This is a genomic window from Streptococcus sp. SN3, from assembly GCF_030439905.1.
Genome location: NZ_JAQFJF010000002.1, coordinates 122,679 through 141,295 on the forward strand (window position 1 = coordinate 122,679; position 18,617 = coordinate 141,295).

General features: G+C 42.8%; 20 protein-coding genes. 2 read left to right on the top strand and 18 right to left on the bottom strand.

Translation table 11 applies throughout. The features are described 5' to 3' along the window. Window positions 1–10: 10 nt before the first annotated feature. Window positions 11–445, bottom strand: coding sequence for a GNAT family N-acetyltransferase (locus tag PCY71_RS04540; protein ID WP_048772692.1), 435 nt, complete (start codon window positions 443–445; stop codon window positions 11–13). A gap of 61 nt (window positions 446–506) precedes the next feature. Between PCY71_RS04540 and PCY71_RS04545 the strand changes: the two genes are divergently transcribed. Beyond that, window positions 507–923: a MarR family winged helix-turn-helix transcriptional regulator gene (locus tag PCY71_RS04545; RefSeq protein ID WP_048772690.1), complete on the top strand. Its 417-nt coding sequence runs from the start codon at window positions 507–509 to the stop codon at window positions 921–923. Window positions 924–1,059: 136 nt separating this feature from the next. Here PCY71_RS04545 and ileS read toward each other — a convergent pair whose 3' ends face one another. From ileS to typA, 13 genes are all read right to left on the bottom strand, one after another. Continuing rightward, on the bottom strand, window positions 1,060–3,852 hold the full coding sequence (gene ileS / locus PCY71_RS04550; protein ID WP_048772687.1) for an isoleucine--tRNA ligase: 2,793 nt from the start codon (window positions 3,850–3,852) through the stop codon (window positions 1,060–1,062). A 283-nt stretch (window positions 3,853–4,135) separates the two neighbouring features. Then, window positions 4,136–4,930, bottom strand: coding sequence for a DivIVA domain-containing protein (locus PCY71_RS04555; RefSeq protein ID WP_002910318.1), 795 nt, complete (start codon window positions 4,928–4,930; stop codon window positions 4,136–4,138). A gap of 9 nt (window positions 4,931–4,939) precedes the next feature. Further along, window positions 4,940–5,725, bottom strand: a complete 786-nt coding sequence (locus PCY71_RS04560) for an RNA-binding protein (protein WP_002910319.1) — start codon at window positions 5,723–5,725, stop codon at window positions 4,940–4,942. After that, on the bottom strand, window positions 5,722–5,997 hold the full coding sequence (locus PCY71_RS04565) for a YggT family protein (RefSeq protein WP_002896162.1): 276 nt from the start codon (window positions 5,995–5,997) through the stop codon (window positions 5,722–5,724). The genes PCY71_RS04560 and PCY71_RS04565 overlap by 4 nt, the downstream gene beginning before the upstream one ends. Before the next feature lie 5 nt (window positions 5,998–6,002). Next, window positions 6,003–6,590: a cell division protein SepF gene (locus PCY71_RS04570; RefSeq protein ID WP_002910320.1), complete on the bottom strand. Its 588-nt coding sequence runs from the start codon at window positions 6,588–6,590 to the stop codon at window positions 6,003–6,005. 9 nt (window positions 6,591–6,599) lie between these two features. Further along, the gene (locus tag PCY71_RS04575; protein WP_002910321.1) at window positions 6,600–7,271 is read right to left on the bottom strand and encodes a YggS family pyridoxal phosphate-dependent enzyme; all 672 of its coding nucleotides are present in this window, start codon (window positions 7,269–7,271) and stop codon (window positions 6,600–6,602) included. A gap of 8 nt (window positions 7,272–7,279) precedes the next feature. Further along, window positions 7,280–8,557: a cell division protein FtsZ gene (gene ftsZ, locus PCY71_RS04580; protein WP_011836648.1), complete on the bottom strand. Its 1,278-nt coding sequence runs from the start codon at window positions 8,555–8,557 to the stop codon at window positions 7,280–7,282. A gap of 16 nt (window positions 8,558–8,573) precedes the next feature. Then, a complete protein-coding gene (ftsA, locus tag PCY71_RS04585) occupies window positions 8,574–9,932 on the bottom strand; it encodes a cell division protein FtsA (protein WP_002896169.1) in 1,359 nt (452 codons plus the stop codon). A gap of 121 nt (window positions 9,933–10,053) precedes the next feature. Then, on the bottom strand, window positions 10,054–11,265 hold the full coding sequence (locus PCY71_RS04590; protein WP_002910323.1) for an FtsQ-type POTRA domain-containing protein: 1,212 nt from the start codon (window positions 11,263–11,265) through the stop codon (window positions 10,054–10,056). After that, window positions 11,262–12,332 carry a UDP-N-acetylglucosamine--N-acetylmuramyl-(pentapeptide) pyrophosphoryl-undecaprenol N-acetylglucosamine transferase gene (locus tag PCY71_RS04595; RefSeq protein ID WP_002910324.1) on the bottom strand — a complete coding sequence of 357 codons (1,071 nt, stop codon included), beginning with the start codon at window positions 12,330–12,332 and terminating at the stop codon, window positions 11,262–11,264. Before PCY71_RS04595 ends, PCY71_RS04590 begins: the two co-directional genes overlap by 4 nt. Before the next feature lies 1 nt (window position 12,333). Continuing rightward, the gene (gene murD / locus PCY71_RS04600; protein ID WP_032912502.1) at window positions 12,334–13,686 is read right to left on the bottom strand and encodes a UDP-N-acetylmuramoyl-L-alanine--D-glutamate ligase; all 1,353 of its coding nucleotides are present in this window, start codon (window positions 13,684–13,686) and stop codon (window positions 12,334–12,336) included. 219 nt (window positions 13,687–13,905) lie between these two features. Continuing rightward, window positions 13,906–14,175 (bottom strand): DUF3165 family protein, encoded by a 270-nt coding sequence (locus PCY71_RS04605; RefSeq protein ID WP_032912504.1) that lies wholly within the window; start codon window positions 14,173–14,175, stop codon window positions 13,906–13,908. A 23-nt stretch (window positions 14,176–14,198) separates the two neighbouring features. Further along, window positions 14,199–16,046 carry a translational GTPase TypA gene (gene typA, locus PCY71_RS04610; RefSeq protein WP_032912629.1) on the bottom strand — a complete coding sequence of 616 codons (1,848 nt, stop codon included), beginning with the start codon at window positions 16,044–16,046 and terminating at the stop codon, window positions 14,199–14,201. Between the two features lie 180 nt (window positions 16,047–16,226). Here typA and PCY71_RS04615 point away from each other — a divergent pair, with 180 nt between their 5' ends. Next, window positions 16,227–16,952 carry a 16S rRNA pseudouridine(516) synthase gene (locus PCY71_RS04615; protein ID WP_002910329.1) on the top strand — a complete coding sequence of 242 codons (726 nt, stop codon included), beginning with the start codon at window positions 16,227–16,229 and terminating at the stop codon, window positions 16,950–16,952. A gap of 74 nt (window positions 16,953–17,026) precedes the next feature. Here the strand turns inward: PCY71_RS04615 and PCY71_RS04620 are convergent, their stop codons facing one another. From PCY71_RS04620 to PCY71_RS04635, 4 genes are all read right to left on the bottom strand, one after another. Next, complete coding sequence (locus tag PCY71_RS04620; protein ID WP_011836642.1) at window positions 17,027–17,254, bottom strand: hypothetical protein; 228 nt, start codon at window positions 17,252–17,254, stop codon at window positions 17,027–17,029. An 89-nt stretch (window positions 17,255–17,343) separates the two neighbouring features. Beyond that, on the bottom strand, window positions 17,344–17,724 hold the full coding sequence (locus PCY71_RS04625; protein WP_002900929.1) for a rhodanese-like domain-containing protein: 381 nt from the start codon (window positions 17,722–17,724) through the stop codon (window positions 17,344–17,346). Between the two features lies 1 nt (window position 17,725). Beyond that, window positions 17,726–17,944: a YqgQ family protein gene (locus PCY71_RS04630; RefSeq protein WP_002898045.1), complete on the bottom strand. Its 219-nt coding sequence runs from the start codon at window positions 17,942–17,944 to the stop codon at window positions 17,726–17,728. Between the two features lie 92 nt (window positions 17,945–18,036). Continuing rightward, window positions 18,037–18,552 (bottom strand): DNA starvation/stationary phase protection protein, encoded by a 516-nt coding sequence (locus PCY71_RS04635; RefSeq protein ID WP_002911956.1) that lies wholly within the window; start codon window positions 18,550–18,552, stop codon window positions 18,037–18,039. Between the last annotated feature and the right edge of the window lie 65 nt (window positions 18,553–18,617).

Below are 18,617 nucleotides of genomic sequence, written 5' to 3' on the forward strand. Positions count from 1 at the left end.
CCTTAGTTTTTTATTGTTTATAGATCATGGTAATGTGAGGTGTCGATTCAAAAATAAAGGGTTGGCCAACTGATTTGAAGCCATACTTTTCATAGAGAACAGCCACCTGAACCTGAGCCTCTATTTCAATTTCCTTTCCTGGCCATTTCTCAGCACATAATTGCAAGATTTCTCTGATAAGCTGTCCTCCTAAGCCCTGTCCTCGTGCTGACTGAGCTGTGACTACTCGACCAAATACTAAATGCTCTCCCTCTTCAAAGACACGGGCATAAGCATCAATTTCCCCTTGTTCATTAGCGTGGTAAACATGCACTGCTTCTAGGTCCTTCTCATCCAGCTCAGGATAAATGCGCTCCTGCTCCACCACAAAGGTGTCGATGCGCAGTTTTATGATTTGATAAAATTCTATCGGGTTCAGCTCTGTTAATTTTTTCCTAGACCACATACTTGTTTCCTCTAACTTTTTAATGTATAATAAGTGCAAATGCAACTATTAAGGAGTTCCTATGGATTATCGTCAACTTTTCCGTCAAATGGGATTTATTTCCAGACAAGCCATGATGAAAATGAATCAGAAAGCCAGTAACTACGACCTAGACAATAATTTGTTTCTATTGCTCATTCGCATCGTCGAAAATGAAGGTCTCAGCCAATCACAACTGGCAGAGCTGGTGCAGATTGACAAGACTACTCTCAGCCGTTCTCTAGGAAAACTGGAAGATAGAGGCTTGATTATTAAAAAGACCAAAGCTCAAAATAAGAAGTTCAAAGAGCTCTATCCCAGCAGTCAGGCTCTCAAACTCTACGACCAGCTGATTGGCTTTGAAAATACCTACGCCAGTCAGGCTCTGCAGCAACTGACTTCCTCTGAGCTCTTTCAGCTCCAAAACATCTTGGCTAAAATAAGCACTCCTAAGATATGACTAGTATAACAGAAAACAGTTGCATTTGCAACTGTTTGTTTTTGCTAATTTGGTTTTAAATTAACAAATTTTCAAATCGATCTATCTAAAAAATGGCTTACCACTAAAGGGCAAAGCCATTTTTTATTTTGGAAACTTACTTGCTCTCAAAGCCTTCTGAGACAGCTTGAACAAAGTTTTCTTCTAAAATTTCTGCACAGTGGTCACAGACAAGGGCTTGATAGCTGCGCTCTTTAACTGTTGTGTCAATGCGACGGCAGCGATCACAGACTTGTCCCTGCGCATGCTCTACGATAAAAGCTACATCTTCAAAGACTAGAGCGCCTTCTGGAGCAGGTCCTTCAGCAATCGTCAATTGAGAAACAATGAGAAGCTGTGCCACATCGCTGTTAACTGCTTCCAGCAAGGTCTTGATAACTTCATTTGGATAGACAGTCAGGTGTGCTTCCAACGATTTCCCGATAACCTTCTCATTACGGGCTTCTTCCAAGGCTTTCTGAGCCTGACTGCGGAAGTCCATAAAGGCAGACCAAGTGTCCAAGATTTCTTCTTGATTTGGGAAAATCTGAGCTTCTGGCAATTCAGATAACTGAACAAATTCTTCCTCTTCATGTTCTAGGTAAGACCAAATCTCTTCTGCTGTGTGAGGCAGGATTGGTGTCAACAGCTTGGTAATCTTGACCAAAATATCATAGAAGACAGTCTGCATCTGACGACGTTCCAATGACTTAGCTGCTTCGATATAGACGACATCTTTGGCAAAGTCCAGATAGAAAGCAGACAAGTCAACGGTCACAAAGTTGACAATCGCTTTGTAAATAGTCAGAAACTCAAACTCTGCGTAAGCCTTGCGAATAGTCTCTACTAATTGATTGAAGCGGATAGTCATGTATTTATCAACGGAGCGAAGTTCTTCGTAAGCTACAGCATCCTCAGCTGGATTAAAGTCAGAGGTATTGGCAATCAAGAAACGAAGCGTATTCCGAATCTTACGGTAGGTTTCAGAAACTTGACCCAAGATATCCATAGAGATACGAACGTCGTTGCTAGAGTCAACACTGGTTACCCAGAGACGCAAGATTTCCGCACCAAATTGTTTTTCCACGTCACTTGGAGCAATTGTATTTCCAAGGGATTTAGACATCTTTTCGCCCTTACCATCTAAGGCAAATCCTTGTGACAAGATTTGTTTGTAAGGAGCTACGCCATGGTTGGCAACTGAAGTGATGAGGGAGGAGTTGAACCAACCTCGGTATTGGTCTGAACCTTCTAGATAAAGATCAGCCGGGTAAGTTAACTCAGGACGATTGACCACTACACCATTCCATGATGAACCTGAGTCAAACCAAACGTCCATGATGTCCGTTTCCTTGGTAAATTCGCCGTTTGGAGAACCTGGATGAGTAAATCCTTCTGGTAAAAGGTCTTTTGCTTCACGCTTCCACCAGACAATAGAACCATGCTCCTCAAAGAGCTGAGCTACATGTTCAATGGTTTCAGCCGTCATGATTGGTGTTCCGTCTTCGGAATAGAAGATTGGCAATGGCACACCCCAAGCCCGCTGACGAGAGATAACCCAGTCACCGCGGTCACGAATCATATTGTAGAGGCGTACTTTACCCCATTCAGAATGGAATTTAACCTTTTCAATTTCGTCCAAAATTTCTTGGCGGAATTTGGATACAGATGCAAACCACTGTGGTACTGCCCGCCAGATAATTGGCTTCTTAGTCCGCCAGTCAAATGGGTAGGAGTGAGAGATTTCTTCCTGAGCAAGGAGCAAGTCACCAAGCTTTTCAATAACTGTTGGCGCAACTTTGTCATAGAACTGGCCTGCAAAGTCAGGACCAGCATTTTCCATCATGATACCGCGCTCATTAACAGTGACAAATACTTCCAAGCCATTAGCTACACCGACATTATAGTCGTCCTCACCAAAACCAGGCGCTGTATGGACAATACCAGTACCAGAGTCAGTCGTAACGTGGTCACCCAGGATAACAAGTTCATCTACAGCAGTATCCCATGGGTGAACTGTCACGATGTGATTTAATTCTTGACCACGGTAGGTAGCCAAAACTTGAACATCAGCCCATCCAAATTTCTCAGACAGACTATTCAACAATTCTGAAGCAACCACAAACTTACGAGATTCACCAGCTGGTTGTACGACTACGTAATCAATATCTGCTCCAACTGTCAATCCGCGAGAGGCTGTAATGGTAAATGGAGTTGTTGTCCATACGACGATGTAAGTATCGGAGTCCAATACCCCTTTACCATCTTTGACGCGGTTAGCATAGTAGAGAGAGGTGGAAACCAAATCATGGTATTCAATTTCTGCTTCAGCCAAAGCTGACTCAGATGACCATGACCAGTAAACGGGCTTAGCACCACGGTAGATATAGCCTTTTTTAGCCATTTCGCCAAAGACACGGATTTGAGCCGCTTCATAGTCAGGAGTCAAAGTCACATAAGGATTATCCCAGTCACCAGAAACACCCAAACGCTTGAAGTCTTCTTTTTGCTTTTCGACTTGGCTCAGGGCATAGTCCCGACACATGTTGAGGTACTCAACCAAGTCCAGTTCTTTACGCTTAACGCCTTGCTTTGCCAATACCTGCTCGATTGGGAGACCATGCGTATCCCAGCCTGGAATGTAAGGCGCATAGTAGCCAGCCATAGATTTTGAGCGAACAATAATATCTTTGGAAATCTTATTCATAGCATGGCCGACGTGAATATTGCCGTTAGCGTAAGGAGGGCCATCATGCAAGATAAAGTGCGGCTTGCCTTCATTCAGTTCCTGACGGCGTTGATAAAGCTTAGCTTGATCCCATTCTTTCTGCCAGATTGGTTCTTTATTTGGCAGGCCAGCCCGCATAGGAAAAGCAGTTTTCCCAAGATTGAGTGTTTCTTTCAGTTTCATTCTATTCCTCTTTATTTTTAAAATTACAAATTAAAAACCGCAAACTTCTCCAAAAAGGACGAAAATTCGCGGTACCACCTTTGTTTAGGCAAGACAATAGCATGATGCTCCTCTTGCCCCTCTTTGTCCGTAACGTGGACTGCCGTCTCATCCTACTGATTTCAGACGAAAGTTCTGTAAAATGATAGCCCAAGCAAGATGGACTGCAGATCTCTCACCATCATCTGCTCGCTGAAAGTATTTTGCTTGGTCTGTGTTTTTACAATCTTAGCTTCTTTAAAAATTATAAAATATTTACTGGAACTTTTTGTTCCCCATTTGTATCATCATCGTGATGGTAAGCTTCTGAGTTTTCCTCAGCTGCGTGAGCTTCTATGTCTTCATCACTGAGCGGAGAAAAAGCTTGTGTCGCAGCTAATTCACGGTTTGCAGCTTCAATGCGCTCTTGCAGCTCAGCCATTTCCTCTGGAGAAAATTGACGTGTCACATCCACTTCTTCCTCGCGGACAACTGCCTCTTCTCCTAGAACCTCAGATACAACTTCCTTGAAGGCTTCATCGCTGGTTTGCAGGTAAGTAGCTGTCGGACGCAGGATTTCTTCCCATTCAGACGAATCCACAATGCTGAGTTGGCTCTCAATGGTTGATTTCAAGCGTTGGTGGAAGACACGTGTTTTGTTTTTCAGTTCTTCTGTTTCAATGGCTACTTTCTTAGCATTGTCCGCTGCCTGACGCAAAATTTCATCAGCCTTGTACTTAGCTCCATCCAACAAATGCTGCGCATCCTGCTCTGCCTGACGGACAATATTTGTAGATCGCTCATTGGCAGCAACTTTAACGCGCTCAGCCGTATCCTGAGCAATCAAAACAGACTGGCTGAGAGAGTCTTTCATCTCATCAAAATATGTCAGACGTTCTTCCAGATTGCGAATTTTTGCTTCTTTTTCGTGATTTTCACGAACCAAGTCCTCATAATCACGGACAACGATGTCCAGGAATTCATCTACCTCTTCAACATCATAGCCTCTAAACTTGGTTCCAAAGGATTTATCTTTAATTTCTAATGCTGTAAGTGTCATAGTTCCTCCTCATTTACTAGCTAATAATTCAACAGTTAACTTATGTTTTCCATTCTTGGAAAGGCCATTTTCTCTTAAAACCTTAAATCTTCCAAATCGTCTAACGCTAATCAAGTCTTCTAGCCCAACCTGCAGGCTGGGATTGTCATTAACAGCATAGTTTACTTTCACATGCTTGCCAGAAATCAGCTGAGCAGCCTGACTCCTTGACAACTTAAAGGTGCTGGCTACCAACTTGTCCAAGCGAAGGCTAGATGCTAAAATTTCTCTGGTGACAGCCTGCTTTTGCTCTTTCAGCTGCTCTGCAAAGGAAACTTCCTTTAGTTTGACAGGCATCTTTGCAATTTTAGAGACATGATCTATAAAATACTGGGCCAGTCTCTTATCTACAAAGAGCTGAGCGCGGTCTCCAACCACAAGAATATCACCAAATGTTCGTCTTTCAATCCCTAATTGATTGAGCAAGGTCCCCATAATCTGCGAATGACTGATTTTATAAAATTTGCTTGCATAGGAAATTTCCAGCAAGCTCAATTCAAAATCATCCATATTCAGTTGGTAATAAGAAGGCGCCACAAGAACTCTTGCTAGTTCACTTGGAAAAAAATCCGTACTAGCAAAGACTTGCACATCATATTGCTTGCCAATATTCTTCAGGATTGAGACCTGATGGGGATTCAGAAAAGACGTTGTTTCAAACGCATAGGTATCTTGAACCCGCTGAAGCAGCTTCAGACTCCTATCAATAAACTCTCGATCCTCATGCGAAAAATGTTGATATAAATCTTTCATCATAATAACATTAGTAAGACGCTTATTAAATAAAAGACCACACGATTTAAAAGGTTTAAAGCCAGAATTGCAACCCAAACGGTAAAGTCCAGCCCTGCAAACTGCAAGGGAAGACGGCGGAAAAGTTTTAAATACGGTTCTACAATTCGTGTTAGAAACTCTCCGAATTTGGTTTGATAGGCTCCTGGAAACCAAGACAGAAGTGCATAGACAATCAAGGCAATGCTATAAAGATCGAAAAGATTAGAGATGGCACGAATTACAAAATATAACATATCTCTTATCTACTGCGCTTCATATCAAAGTCGAATTCGCTGATTTCAACATCGTTTGGCAGGCGGATGTCTTCCACATTTACCACTACATTAATCGGAGTCAGCAAATACATAGTGCTTGCAACTTTTTTCAAACTTCCAGCCAAGACATAACGGGCACCGTCTAGGTAGTCTAAACAACGTCGAGCCTGTACCTCAGTCATATACTGGAAGTCAATCAGGATGCTTTCATTGGCCAAAAGCAGATCAACAATTTCAGTCGCTTCCTCATATCGCCTCGGATAACGAACATCAATCGTAATTTTCTCATCCGCATTTGCACGGTGCTGAGCCAATTCCTGCTGACGTGCATGCAGTCTGGTAATATTCTCAGTCGAAGATTTCTGTTGGGGCTGAGGTTTAGGCTGTGGCTTGGCCGCAGCAGCCGGACGAGGAGCTGGCTTGCTCTCTCTGACTGGCTTAGGCTGAACCAATTCAGGCTTCTGCTTAACAGGCGCTGCAGGTCTGCTGACTGTCTGCTCCTGAAGCTCAGTCTCATCTCCATCTTCTGTAAAATAATCTATAAATTTATCAAATCTATCTTTTAATGACATATTTCTTTCCTATTTAAAAAATGCTGTACCAATTCTGACATAAGTCGAGCCATGGGCAATTGCTTCTGGATAATCACGGCTCATTCCCATGCTTAATTCAGAAAAGGGCATATTATTTAACTGTTTCTTTTTTAATTCTTTTTGTAGTTGATGAGCCTTTTCAAAAATTTGGTTCAGCTCCTCATCACTAGCTTCAAACGGAGCCATTGTCATCAATCCCACAATTTGAACATTTTCTAATTTTTCAAGTTCAGGCAGGACAACTTCAAGTTCTTCAATCAAAAAGCCATGCTTGCTCTCTTCTTTAGAAATATTCACCTGCAGGAAACATTTAATCACATGTTCAGCCCGTTTGTCAATCTCCTTGGCCAATTTTACAGAATCTAAAGCGTGAAAGTAATCAACATAGTTAATCACATCCTTGACTTTTCTCCTCTGCAAACTGCCGATCAGGTGCCATGTCAGATTCTCATCTTTCAGAGCATGGTATTTATCTAGAAATTTATCTACCCGATTTTCTCCGATATGCTGAATACCTGTACGAACAAGCTCCTGAGTTGTTTCGCAGTCAACATATTTGGTAACTGCAATGATATTTACTGAATCTTTCAAACGCTGGGCTTGCTCCGCCGCTTGAGCGACGGATTGAAAGACCAACTCTTTATTATTCTGCAAATTCATGATTTAGATTAACGATTTCTGAAGAATGGAGGTGTTTCCAATTCATCATCATCTTCATTAGTTTCTGCATAGCGTTCCACGCGGGCTGACGAACTTGGTTCAGCCTGACGAACAATCGCTTCGCGGCGAAGATCCCAATCACCAAAGGCTGAACCTTTAGGCGCATCCGTTCTTTGACGGCTTGGAGCAGGAATATCAACCGTTTCGGTCATATCAAAGTTTCGTTCAAACTGTCCTGAGCGAACTTCGCGATTTGGCTCAACTTGCTGCGGACGGCTTGGACTAGTAGGTTGTGGTGTCTGACGAATGCCGCTGACCTTTTCAACCTTGTCCTGACGGACACCAGTAGCTACAACCGTCACGCGGATTTCATCCTTCATGGACTCATCAATCGCAGTACCGAGCCAGATGTTCACACCATGACCTGCTGCTTGGTTGACAATTTCTGAAGCCTCTTCAGCTTCAATCAGAGTCATATCTAGGCCACCAGTAACGTTGACAATTACGTCCTCTGCGCCATCAATGGTTGTTTCCAAAAGAGGTGAGTAGATAGCTTTGCGAGCAGCTTCGATGACACGTTCTTCACCGCTACCAACACCAATTCCCATCAAAGCATTACCCTTGTCTGCCATAACTGTTTTCACGTCGGCAAAGTCAAGGTTAATTAGTCCTGGGCTGGTAATCAAGTCAGTAATCCCTTGGACACCTTGGCGAAGAACATTATCTGCTTCACTGAGTGCTTCAAGAAGCGGAGTCTTCTTATCTACAATTTCAAGCAAGTTGTTATTTGAGATAATCAAGAGTGTGTCTACATGCTCGCGAAGTTCATTGATTCCTTCTACTGCAAAGGTTCCACGCTTGCTTCCTTCGAAACCGAAAGGACGTGTAACTACAGCAACAGTCAGAGCACCAACATTTTTTGCAATACGAGCAATCACTGGAGCAGCACCTGTCCCAGATCCACCACCCATACCAGCAGTGATGAAGACCATATCTGCTCCTTGCAGAGCTTCGGTCAGGACTTCTTCGCTTTCTTCAGCAGCCTTACGACCTACTTCAGGCTGACCTCCGGCACCAAGTCCGCGAGTCAGCTTAGGACCAAGCTGAATAACTGTTTCAGCTTTGGCACTGCTAAGAGCTTGAACATCTGTATTTGCTGCGATGAATTCAACACCAGCAACACCTTCATCAATCATTCGGTTGATGGCGTTACCGCCACCTCCACCGACACCAATAACTTTAATTACTGCGCCTTGTGCAGCAGCAGCGTCAAATGAAAATGTCATATTCTCTGTATTCTCCTTAATCAAACATTTTGCCAATTAGGTTGCGCATCCGATCTGTAATACCAGTTTTTGGTTCTTGGTTTGGCACATCAGCACTGGCAACTGGAACTTCTTGGACCGGCTCCTCAGGAATCTCATCAGCTGGTTGAGGTTCAAAACGTGGTACTGACTGAGCAGGACGCTCAAAGGATACAGGTCGATGGCGCAGTTGCTCATCACCATGAACAGCAACCTGAGCCAGCATATCCACATCTGTTAAGTTTCCAGCATACTCTGACAGGCTGATAACATGTGCAAAGGCTGGATTGCGAATGCCGATTTGATTTGGCACATAAAGCTTGACATTCACACCAAACACTTCTTGAGCCAGCTCAACCACTCCTGGAAGAATAGCTGCTCCACCAATAATCACAATGCCGCCTGGCAACTCGAGAAGATGCCTTCTATCCAAATCGCGTTTGATTTGCTCAAAAATGTGTTGGATACGAGCAGAAATAATTTCAGCCAGATACTTTTCAGTTACTTCAACCGGCTCAATCTCGCCAATCACTTCTACTTGGAAAGACTCTGTCCCAGCTTCTGGAACATAAGCAGATCCATAGTTAAACTTAAGACTTTCAGCCAACTTTTGTGAAGTCTTCAAAACCTTGGAGATGTCCTTGGTTACGTAGTCACCGCCTTCTTGGTATATATTCGTATATTGAAGCTCTTGACCTTTAACAGAAGCCACTGTAGTTTGACCGCCACCCATATCAATAACAGTTGCACCAAACTCACGTTCCCCTTCGTTCAAGATTGACTTAGTCATAGCCAATGGGGAGATAATTACGTTCTCAAGCTGAACTCCCGCGCGCTCCACTGTCTTGCGGAGGTTGTGGAGAATAGTCCGTGGTCCAGTATAGAGAAGACCACGCATTTCTAAGCGAATCCCCATCATGCCGCGTGGGTCACGAATCCCTTGGAAACCATCCACTACAAACTCTTCTGGGATGAAAGTAATCACTTCGCGGTCAGGAGTCATACTCTTAGTCAGAGCAGATCTAACAACATTCTCTACATCTGTATCTGTGATTTCCTTAGAATCACTAGTCACAGGAATCATGCCCTGAGTTGGCTCAATCTGTAAGAGATTAGCCGGAAGTCCGACATTAACTAAACCAATTGAAATGCCTGCCTTTTCTTCTGCTTGAGAAATAGCTGTCTTAATGGCAGCAGCAGCAGCCTCAATATCAACAATAATTCCATCTTTAACGCCAGCACTTTTTGCGTTGCTGACCCCAATAACATTCATTTCATCGTTGATGTGCTCTGCCACCAACACTTTAATTGAGCTAGTTCCTATATCTAATCCAGTAAAAAAGCCGTCTCTAGCCATTACACCAGTCCTCTCTATCTTCCATGTTTCCGGTCTATACTAATAACGCTAAAAATTAGAGTTACCCAAGCTTTATTATAACATAAAGAAACTGAAAATGTGCAGTTTTTTTACATATAATTTAGCGATTTTCAGCAGTTCCCGGGTTTTCTGTCGAATTTTGCGGCTCTGCAGGTTCTTCTTCCTGACTTTCTGTCACCTGCTCAGCCGCTTGTTCTGTTGGCTGTCCCGTCGATTCCTCTTCTGCTTTCTGCTTTTCTTCATCAGAAGAAGACGACTCGTTTTGAGCTCCTTCAACATAACTAAAAATCCCTGCTTCCATATCTACGACACTAGGTACACCCTCTTCCAGCTGCGATTGGATTCCCTTGTAATATGGCAGTTTCTTAGCAATATGCGAAATTGGTACCAAAATTTTATTGCCATCATGCATTGTCAGCGTAACCAAGTCCGGTGTCACCTTGCTCGGGGTCAGCTGAACTGTCTTAATATTTTTCTTGACCGAAGCCGGTACCTTTTCAATTTGAAGAGCAAATTCTTTAATCAATTTTTTATCTGAAAACTCTATCGAAATATGGGTTTCTGGCAAAGAATCTGCAGCAGTCGGGTCCGAAATAATCTCCCCATTTGTCAGAATAGGATAGTACTGGCCACCCTCATGCAGATAGGCCAGAACTCCGTACTCCTTGACCTTTACCTGAAAAGTAATCGGAAACTGATAAGCCATCTCCAGGTTGTTAATCCAAGGGCTAGAAGCTTTCATATTGCGGATATGATTACCGCCATTGATAAAGGTTGTTAAAGTATAGTCCTTCTCATCAATCTTACTGCTTTTGAGCAGATCTTCCTGACTGACCATTTGATTCCCAGAAAATTCGATTGTCTTCATGGTTGCCAGTGGCGTCAAAAAATAAACTGACAGGAGAAAAATCAAGCCACTGCCCAGCAAAATTGGCAGCGCTCGATAAATATGAACCCTCGAGATATGAACCTTAGCAGCTTCTTTTTCTGCCTTTTTCTGAAGTTTCTCCAGTTTTTTGCGCTCTTTCTCGCTCAATTCGGTCTCTAGCTCAGATTCGGATGATTCATCTTCCAAATATTCTGTTTCTTCCTCTTCATAAGATGAGTCATCTTCTTCCGTCTCTTCAGCTATTTCTTCGCCTTCGATTGAGTCCTCAGCTTCAGCTTCATTTGCTTCCTCTTCTTCCAGCTTCTTTTGTTTGCTGGCCTCTTCTTGAGCCTTCTTTTCAAGATATTCTTTGTTTCGTTTCTGCCATTCAGAGAGGTGCTCACTTACCTCTTCCTTTGGCTCATCGTTGTTTTTCTTGCTCATTTCTTTCCTTTATCAATATCCGCCTTCAATAAAGCATAAAATTCATCTACAGACTTGATTTCCTGGGAATTCTTCATAGCTTGATGATAAGAAGCCTGATTAGCCAAAAGGTCATCAAGAGCTACCTGTAAATTGCTCATATCCAGCTGTTCCTCTGCCAATTGCTTGGCATATCCCTTTTTCACAAAATAATCCGCATTTTCAATCTGATCGCCGCGACTGGCTTCACGTCCCAGAGGAACGATAATGTGCAGCTTAGCCATAGCCAAGAGCTCGAAAATTGTATTGGAACCGCCGCGTGTCACCACTACATCTGCCAAGTCAATCAAAGGCTGGTAGAGGTCAGTCACATAGGCTCTGCGAAAGAGACGTTCAGACAGAACATCCAAACTTGCATCGCCTGTCAGATTGATAACGTTATAACGCTCGGTCAGCGCAGCTTGATTCTGGCTGACAAAGTCATTAAAGACCTTAGCACCAGCAGAACCACCGACAAAAAGCAGAGTAGGCAGCTCTTTATCAAAATACTGACGGATTTCTTCTAGTTCCTGCGGTGGGACTGACTCTTGGTTACCGACCTTGGTCACAGCTCCGACATGCTCAATCTTGGTCAGACTGGAACTTTGCTCAAAGGTCGCATACATCTTGGTCGCACACTTATAGGCGATTTTATTGGCCAAGCCAATGGATAGATCCGACTCATGAACATATACAGGCACTCCTGACAGTCGGGCTGCAATCACGGGCGGAACGGATACAAAGCCTCCCTTAGAAAAGAGAGCCTGCGGCCGTACCTTGAGCATAATACCCAGCGACTGGAAAATACCCCAGACGACCTTAAAGCCATCCAGCAGATTCTGCCATGAAAAGTAGCGGCGAAGCTTGCCCGTAGCTACCGAATGGAAGGTCACGTCTAGTCCAGACTTTTGGATTTCCTGATACTCAATCCCATGCTTATCACCAATATAGTGGACCTGCCAGCCTTCTTTGATAAATTTCGGAATAAGGAGAAGGTTGAGGGTTACATGCCCAACTGTTCCTCCACCTGTAAATACAATCTTCTTCATCTTAACCTTTTAATTCTTCAAATGCAGCGAGAAATTCATCGCCACGGACTTCAAAATTACTATACATATCCCAGCTGGCATTGGCAGGACTGAGCAAGATAATGTCTCCTGGCTCCGCTTGAGCAAAGGCCTTATGAGCTGCATCCCGGACATCAGTCGCATCCAGATAAGAAACACCAGCCTGATCAGCCGCCCTCTTTACACGCGCAGCTGATTGTCCTAAGATAACCATTTTCTTGAGCCCTTTGAGGTCAGGCACCAACTCGTCAAATTCATTGCCACGGTCCAAGCCGCCTGCAATCAGAATCACCTTGCTATTGTCAAAACCAGATAGGGCTTTCTGGGTTGCCAAGATATTGGTAGACTTACTATCATTGTAAAAGACAACCTCATTTACACGTCCCACATACTGGAGACGGTGCTTAACACCACCAAAAGCAGACAAGACTTCTTTGATCGTCTGATTGTCAATGCCACGCAGTTTGGCCACAGCAATCGTAGCCAGAGCATTTTCAATATTGTGGCTGCCAGGAACGCCGATTTCAGCCGCCTGCATAATCGCTTCTCCACGGAAGGTCAAGACGTCACCATCTAGATAGGCACCATCCACCTTTTCAGTCGTTGAAAAAGGCACAACAGCAGCCTGAGTCTGGCTAGCCATTTCCTTGGCCCAATCTTGATTGAAATTCAAAACCAGATAATCATCAGCTGTCATGTTTTTCTGGATATTCCACTTGGCAGCTGCATATTCCTCAACAGAGCCGTGATAATCCAAATGAGTCGGCATGAGGTTAGTAATAGCAGCGATTTGCGGATGAAAATCTTCAATCCCCATCAACTGGAAGGAAGACAGTTCCATGACCAGAGTATCTTTGCTGCTGGCTGTTTGGGCTACCTGACTAGCAGGAAAGCCGATATTACCGGACAATAGACCATTCTGACCGCCAGCCGTCAAGACTTGCGCAATCATGGTTGTGGTCGTCGTCTTGCCATTTGAACCCGTAATACCAATAATCGGTGCTTCAGAAATTAGATAAGCCAACTCGACTTCAGTAATGACTGGAATCTTCTTCTCCAGAGCCCGAACGACCATGGCATTGTCATAAGGAATACCTGGATTTTTCACCATTAGTTCAAAATCTTCGTCCAGCAACTCCAAGGGATGACCTCCTGTCACCACTTTAATACCTTCTTCTAGCAAAGATTGAGCAGCAGGATTTTCCTCAAAAGGTTTGCCGTCGTTAACTGTCACGATAGCTCCTAATTTATCTAAAAGGCGAGCAGCTGACTCACCCGACTTGGCCAATCCCAGAACCAAGACCTTCTTATTGGCAAAATTTGCTATTTTTTTCATAAGCAACCTCTTCCATTCATACTTCACTCTATTTTACCTTTTTTTGTGAAAATAAAAAAGTCATAGGAGTCTTTTATTTTCGACTGTAAGCAAGTTTTGAAAAAAATGATATGTTTTCATCTATTTGAAATATTTTGTAACATAAACCTATTGTTTTTGTAAAGAAAAAGAGCAAGAACTCAAAAAGTCTGTCCAACTTTCTAAATTCTTGCTCATTTATTATTCTTCATCAAAATTCTTTTTTGATTTCGTAGGCGGCTTGAGACGATTGATATCCCGCAAAGCCAAGACAGTCACTACGGATAGGCCGAAACCTACAAAATATTCAGCCGGTAACTGGAAAATTTTAAAAATGCCTAAGCCAAATAAGATAATTAAGGCTACAATCAGTAGCACCATGGTCACTGCATTAACAGTCCCTTTAATACTGGATGGAACAGCAAAAATGTAGAAAAAGAGGATTAAAATCCCAATGATAAGATAAACCATCTTGCTGCTCCTTTCCATTTTGCTTATTCAGCTGCAGCTGATTTTTTCTTTTTATTGGCTTTTTCGCGTTCTTGTTTGTTCAAAATTTGCTTGCGCAGACGAATAGATTCTGGTGTTACTTCCATGTACTCATCGTCGTTCAAGAACTCCAGAGACTCTTCAAGTGTCAAGATACGAGGTGTCTTGATAACAGCTGTTTGGTCCTTAGTAGCTGAACGGACGTTGGTCATTTGTTTGGCCTTGGTGATATTAACTGTCAAGTCGTTTTCACGAGAGTTTTCACCAATAATCATTCCTTCGTAAACCTCAGTACCTGGGTTGACAAAGATTGTACCACGTTCTTCGATAGACATGATTGAGTAAGTTGTAGCCTTACCAGCATCGATGGAAACAAGGGCACCACGGTGACGTCCCCCAATTTCCCCTGGAATCAATGGCAAGTATTGGTCAAAGGTATGGTTCATGATACCGTAACCACGAGTCATTGACAAGAACTCAGTTGAGTATCCGATCAAACCACGCGCTGGAACGAGGAAGACCAAACGAGTTTGACCATTACCAGTTGAAATCATATCCAACATTTCACCCTTACGTTCAGAAAGGCTTTGGATAACAGATCCTTGGTATTCTTCTGGAGTATCGATTTGGACGCGCTCAAATGGCTCACATTTGACACCATCGATTTCTTTTACGATAACTTCTGGACGAGATACTTGCAGCTCATATCCTTCACGACGCATTGTTTCGATAAGGATTGACAAGTGCAATTCGCCACGACCTGAAACTGTCCACTTGTCTGGTGAATCTGTTGGGTCAACACGAAGGGATACGTCTGTTTGCAGTTCGGCCTGCAAGCGTTCTTCAACCTTACGAGAAGTTACCCATTTCCCTTCGCGACCAGCAAATGGTGAGTTGTTGACCAAGAAGGTCATTTGAAGCGTTGGCTCATCGATGTGAAGAATTGGAAGAGGTTCAATGGCATCTGTCGGTGTAATCGTCTCACCAACAAAGATATCTTCCATACCTGATACGGCAATCAAGTCACCCGCTTTGGCTTCATTGATTTCACGACGCTCCAAGCCAAAGAAACCAAAGAGTTTTGTGACACGGAAGTTCTTCGTTGTACCGTCTAGTTTAGACAGGGTAACTTGGTCCCCAACCTTAACAGTACCACGGAAGACACGTCCGATACCAATACGACCTACAAAGTCATTGTAGTCCAAGAGTGAGACTTGGAACTGCAAAGGCTGATCTGAGTTGTCCACTGGAGCAGGGATATGGTCGATAATGGTATCAAAAATTGGTGCCATTGTTTTTTCTTGATCAGCAGGATCGTCAGAAAGTGAAGAAGTTCCGTTGATAGCTGAAGCATAAACAACTGGGAAATCAAGCTGGTCATCGTCTGCACCAAGCTCGATGAAGAGTTCCAATACTTCGTCCACTACTTCTGCTGGACGAGCTGATGGTTTGTCGATTTTATTTACAACAACAATTGGGACAAGGTCTTGTTCCAGGGCTTTTTTCAATACGAAACGAGTTTGTGGCATGGTTCCTTCGTAGGCATCTACCACCAAAACAACACCGTCAACCATTTTCATGATACGCTCAACTTCTCCACCAAAGTCCGCGTGTCCTGGTGTATCCATGATGTTGATACGAGTCCCGTTGTAAGCAACGGCTGTATTTTTAGCAAGGATCGTAATACCGCGCTCTTTTTCGATATCGTTTGAGTCCATAGCACGCTCTGCCAACTCTGTACGAGCATCAAGAGTTTCAGACTGTTTCAATAATTCGTCAACGAGGGTTGTTTTCCCATGGTCAACGTGGGCGATAATCGCAATGTTACGGATATCTTCTCTTAATTTTGTCATGATTTCCTCTGAATTTTTAAATTTTATTTCTAACTGAACAATTATACCACAGACGCAGGCAAAAAACACGGCTTTGATAAGTGTAAATGTTTTCATTAAAAAATATGGGAGCTCCATGAGGATTTGCATTTCCCATCCTGAAAATTTATGATATGATTTAGAAAAAAATAAGGAAAACAGATGCGCCTCGACCAACTGCTGGCTGCCAATCATATCAGCCGAAAAAAGATGAAACAAAGCCATTTACAAAAACAGATTTTAGTGGATGGTAAGCCCGCCTACAAACTCAGCCAAAACGTTGATACCGGCCTGCAGCAGATTACTTTTCAAGGAAAGCATGTCAGCGGCCCTGCCCACCGTTACTACATGCTGAATAAACCTGCAGGTGCGGTCACTGCCAATCACGACGCTGAAAAATTGACTGTTCTGGATTTGCTGGACAAGGAGATAGAGAAAGAAAACCTTTACTCTATCGGACGGCTGGATAGAGATACCGAGGGGCTTCTTCTGATTACCGACAATGGTCCTCTAGGATTTCAGCTGCTGCACCCTCAATACCACGTTGAAAAAACTTACTATGTAGAAGTCAATGGACCTCTGACCCCTCAGGACAAAATTGCCTTTCACGAAGGCATTCGCTTTTTAGACGGCACCGTCTGTCAGCCTGCCCAGCTTTCTATCCTCTCTACCAGCTCCAGTCTGAGCCGTGCTACCGTCAAGATTTCCGAGGGGAAATTCCACCAAATCAAAAAGATGTTTCTGGCAGTTGGTGTCAAGGTTACTTATCTCAAGCGGATTCAATTCGGAGATTTTACATTAGACCCAGATCTAGCAAAAGGCGATTACCGTGCTTTGAACCAAGAAGAATTAGGGATTATTAAAAAACATTTAGAGAAAAGTCGGTAAAAAAAGATCCAGACAATAATGTCTCGATCTTATCTTACATTGTAATACAAATAGCATCTTTTTTAAAAGTCAAATTAGCTCAGAGTTAACATAACCCCTGCAATCATGTTAATTACAGAGATAACAATACCAATGATATTCAAAATCTTTTCTGTTTTATAATCCATTTGGGTCTCTTTTTGATGTGAACTTGCCAAAACCAAACCAACGATTCCTAGAATAAGTCCAATCAAAGCAAACAAAAGACTAAAAATAATGGATAGGATACCTAAAACAAGAGAGGATTTTTTCTTTTCTTGCATGTTCTAAAAACTCCTTAAAATTAATATTAATTTATTATAACATAAGAAACTGGCTTTGTATATATAATGCGACAAATTTTTGATTTATGTTAACTAGCCTTCACCTTGCCATTCCAAGAATCCAACCCATAAGAAAGAATATAGATTTCTTTAAATCCTTGTTTTTTCAGATACAGAGCCGCATTGGTCACGCGCTGACCACGACTATTTTCATAGAGGAGAACAGCCTTGTCCTTGCGAAGTGCACCGACACTATCCTTGAGCTGCTGAGATGGAATATTGCGAGCACCTAAGATATGCTTCCGGTGAAAATCAGATGGATCCCGCAGATCAACCAACTGCCCTTGGCGAATCAGGTCTTCAAATTCCCCATTATCCACGATTTTTGCTGCCTGACGAAGGCGCAGATAATTAAAGCCCATCCAGCCAATTATTCCTAAAAGTACCGCCCACAAAATCCAAATTGTCATCTCAAGTCTCCTTTTTCTTTTCTAAATATTCTAACTCTAAGCGATGTTCTCGGCGCAAGACTGCCTCTGCCTCAAAATAAGCTAGCTTATCCATTAGACCGGCGTCGTAAATTCTCTTCAGCTCGATTTTCATCATTTCAATATCGTAAAGGCGCTTGCCCATATAGATAATGATCCCGAAACTTTTAAGAAATTGCTGAACATCATACAGGGTTTTCATGAGCTATATTTTATCAGATTTTCCAGCGCTTTTCAAGATGAAAAAAGCAGAAAGGAAAGCCTATTTCCTTTCTGCTTGGCATGGATCATTTTTTATAAACCTGGTGCTTGACCAATTTCAGCTGTCAGCATCCAAATAGTCTTTTCAAGGTCAGCCTTGGCACCAACAAAGATATCATTGGTTACATCGTCCCCTTCTTGATCTGTTACATCCAAAGCTTCTTGGTAAAGTCCTGTCAGATAACGGAAAATCTCAATCACACGCGCCAGACTTTCTTCTACATTCTTGCTGAATTCACCAGCTTTTTCTTCAATCTTGCTGTGTTGGATAAACTCTGTCAACGTAGAATAAGGCTTGCCTCCCAGTGTAATCAAGCGCTCGCTGACTTCATCCAAAGTTGTATCCAAAGTTTCCATGTATTCATCCATTTTTGGATGCCAAACCATGAATCCTGCGCCACGCATATACCAGTGAACTTGGTGAAGAGCGATATGAGCTGTATAAAGGTCTGCCACTACTTGATTAAGAATAGCCTTAGTCTTTGGCAAAGCCTTTTGATTGCTGAAAGTAGCTACGTCAGTTGCTGCACCATTTTTTACTTGTGTCATTGTATTTACCTCGTTTTTATTTATAATGATTCTAATCTTTTTAGATTATGGTTTAATTATAATGC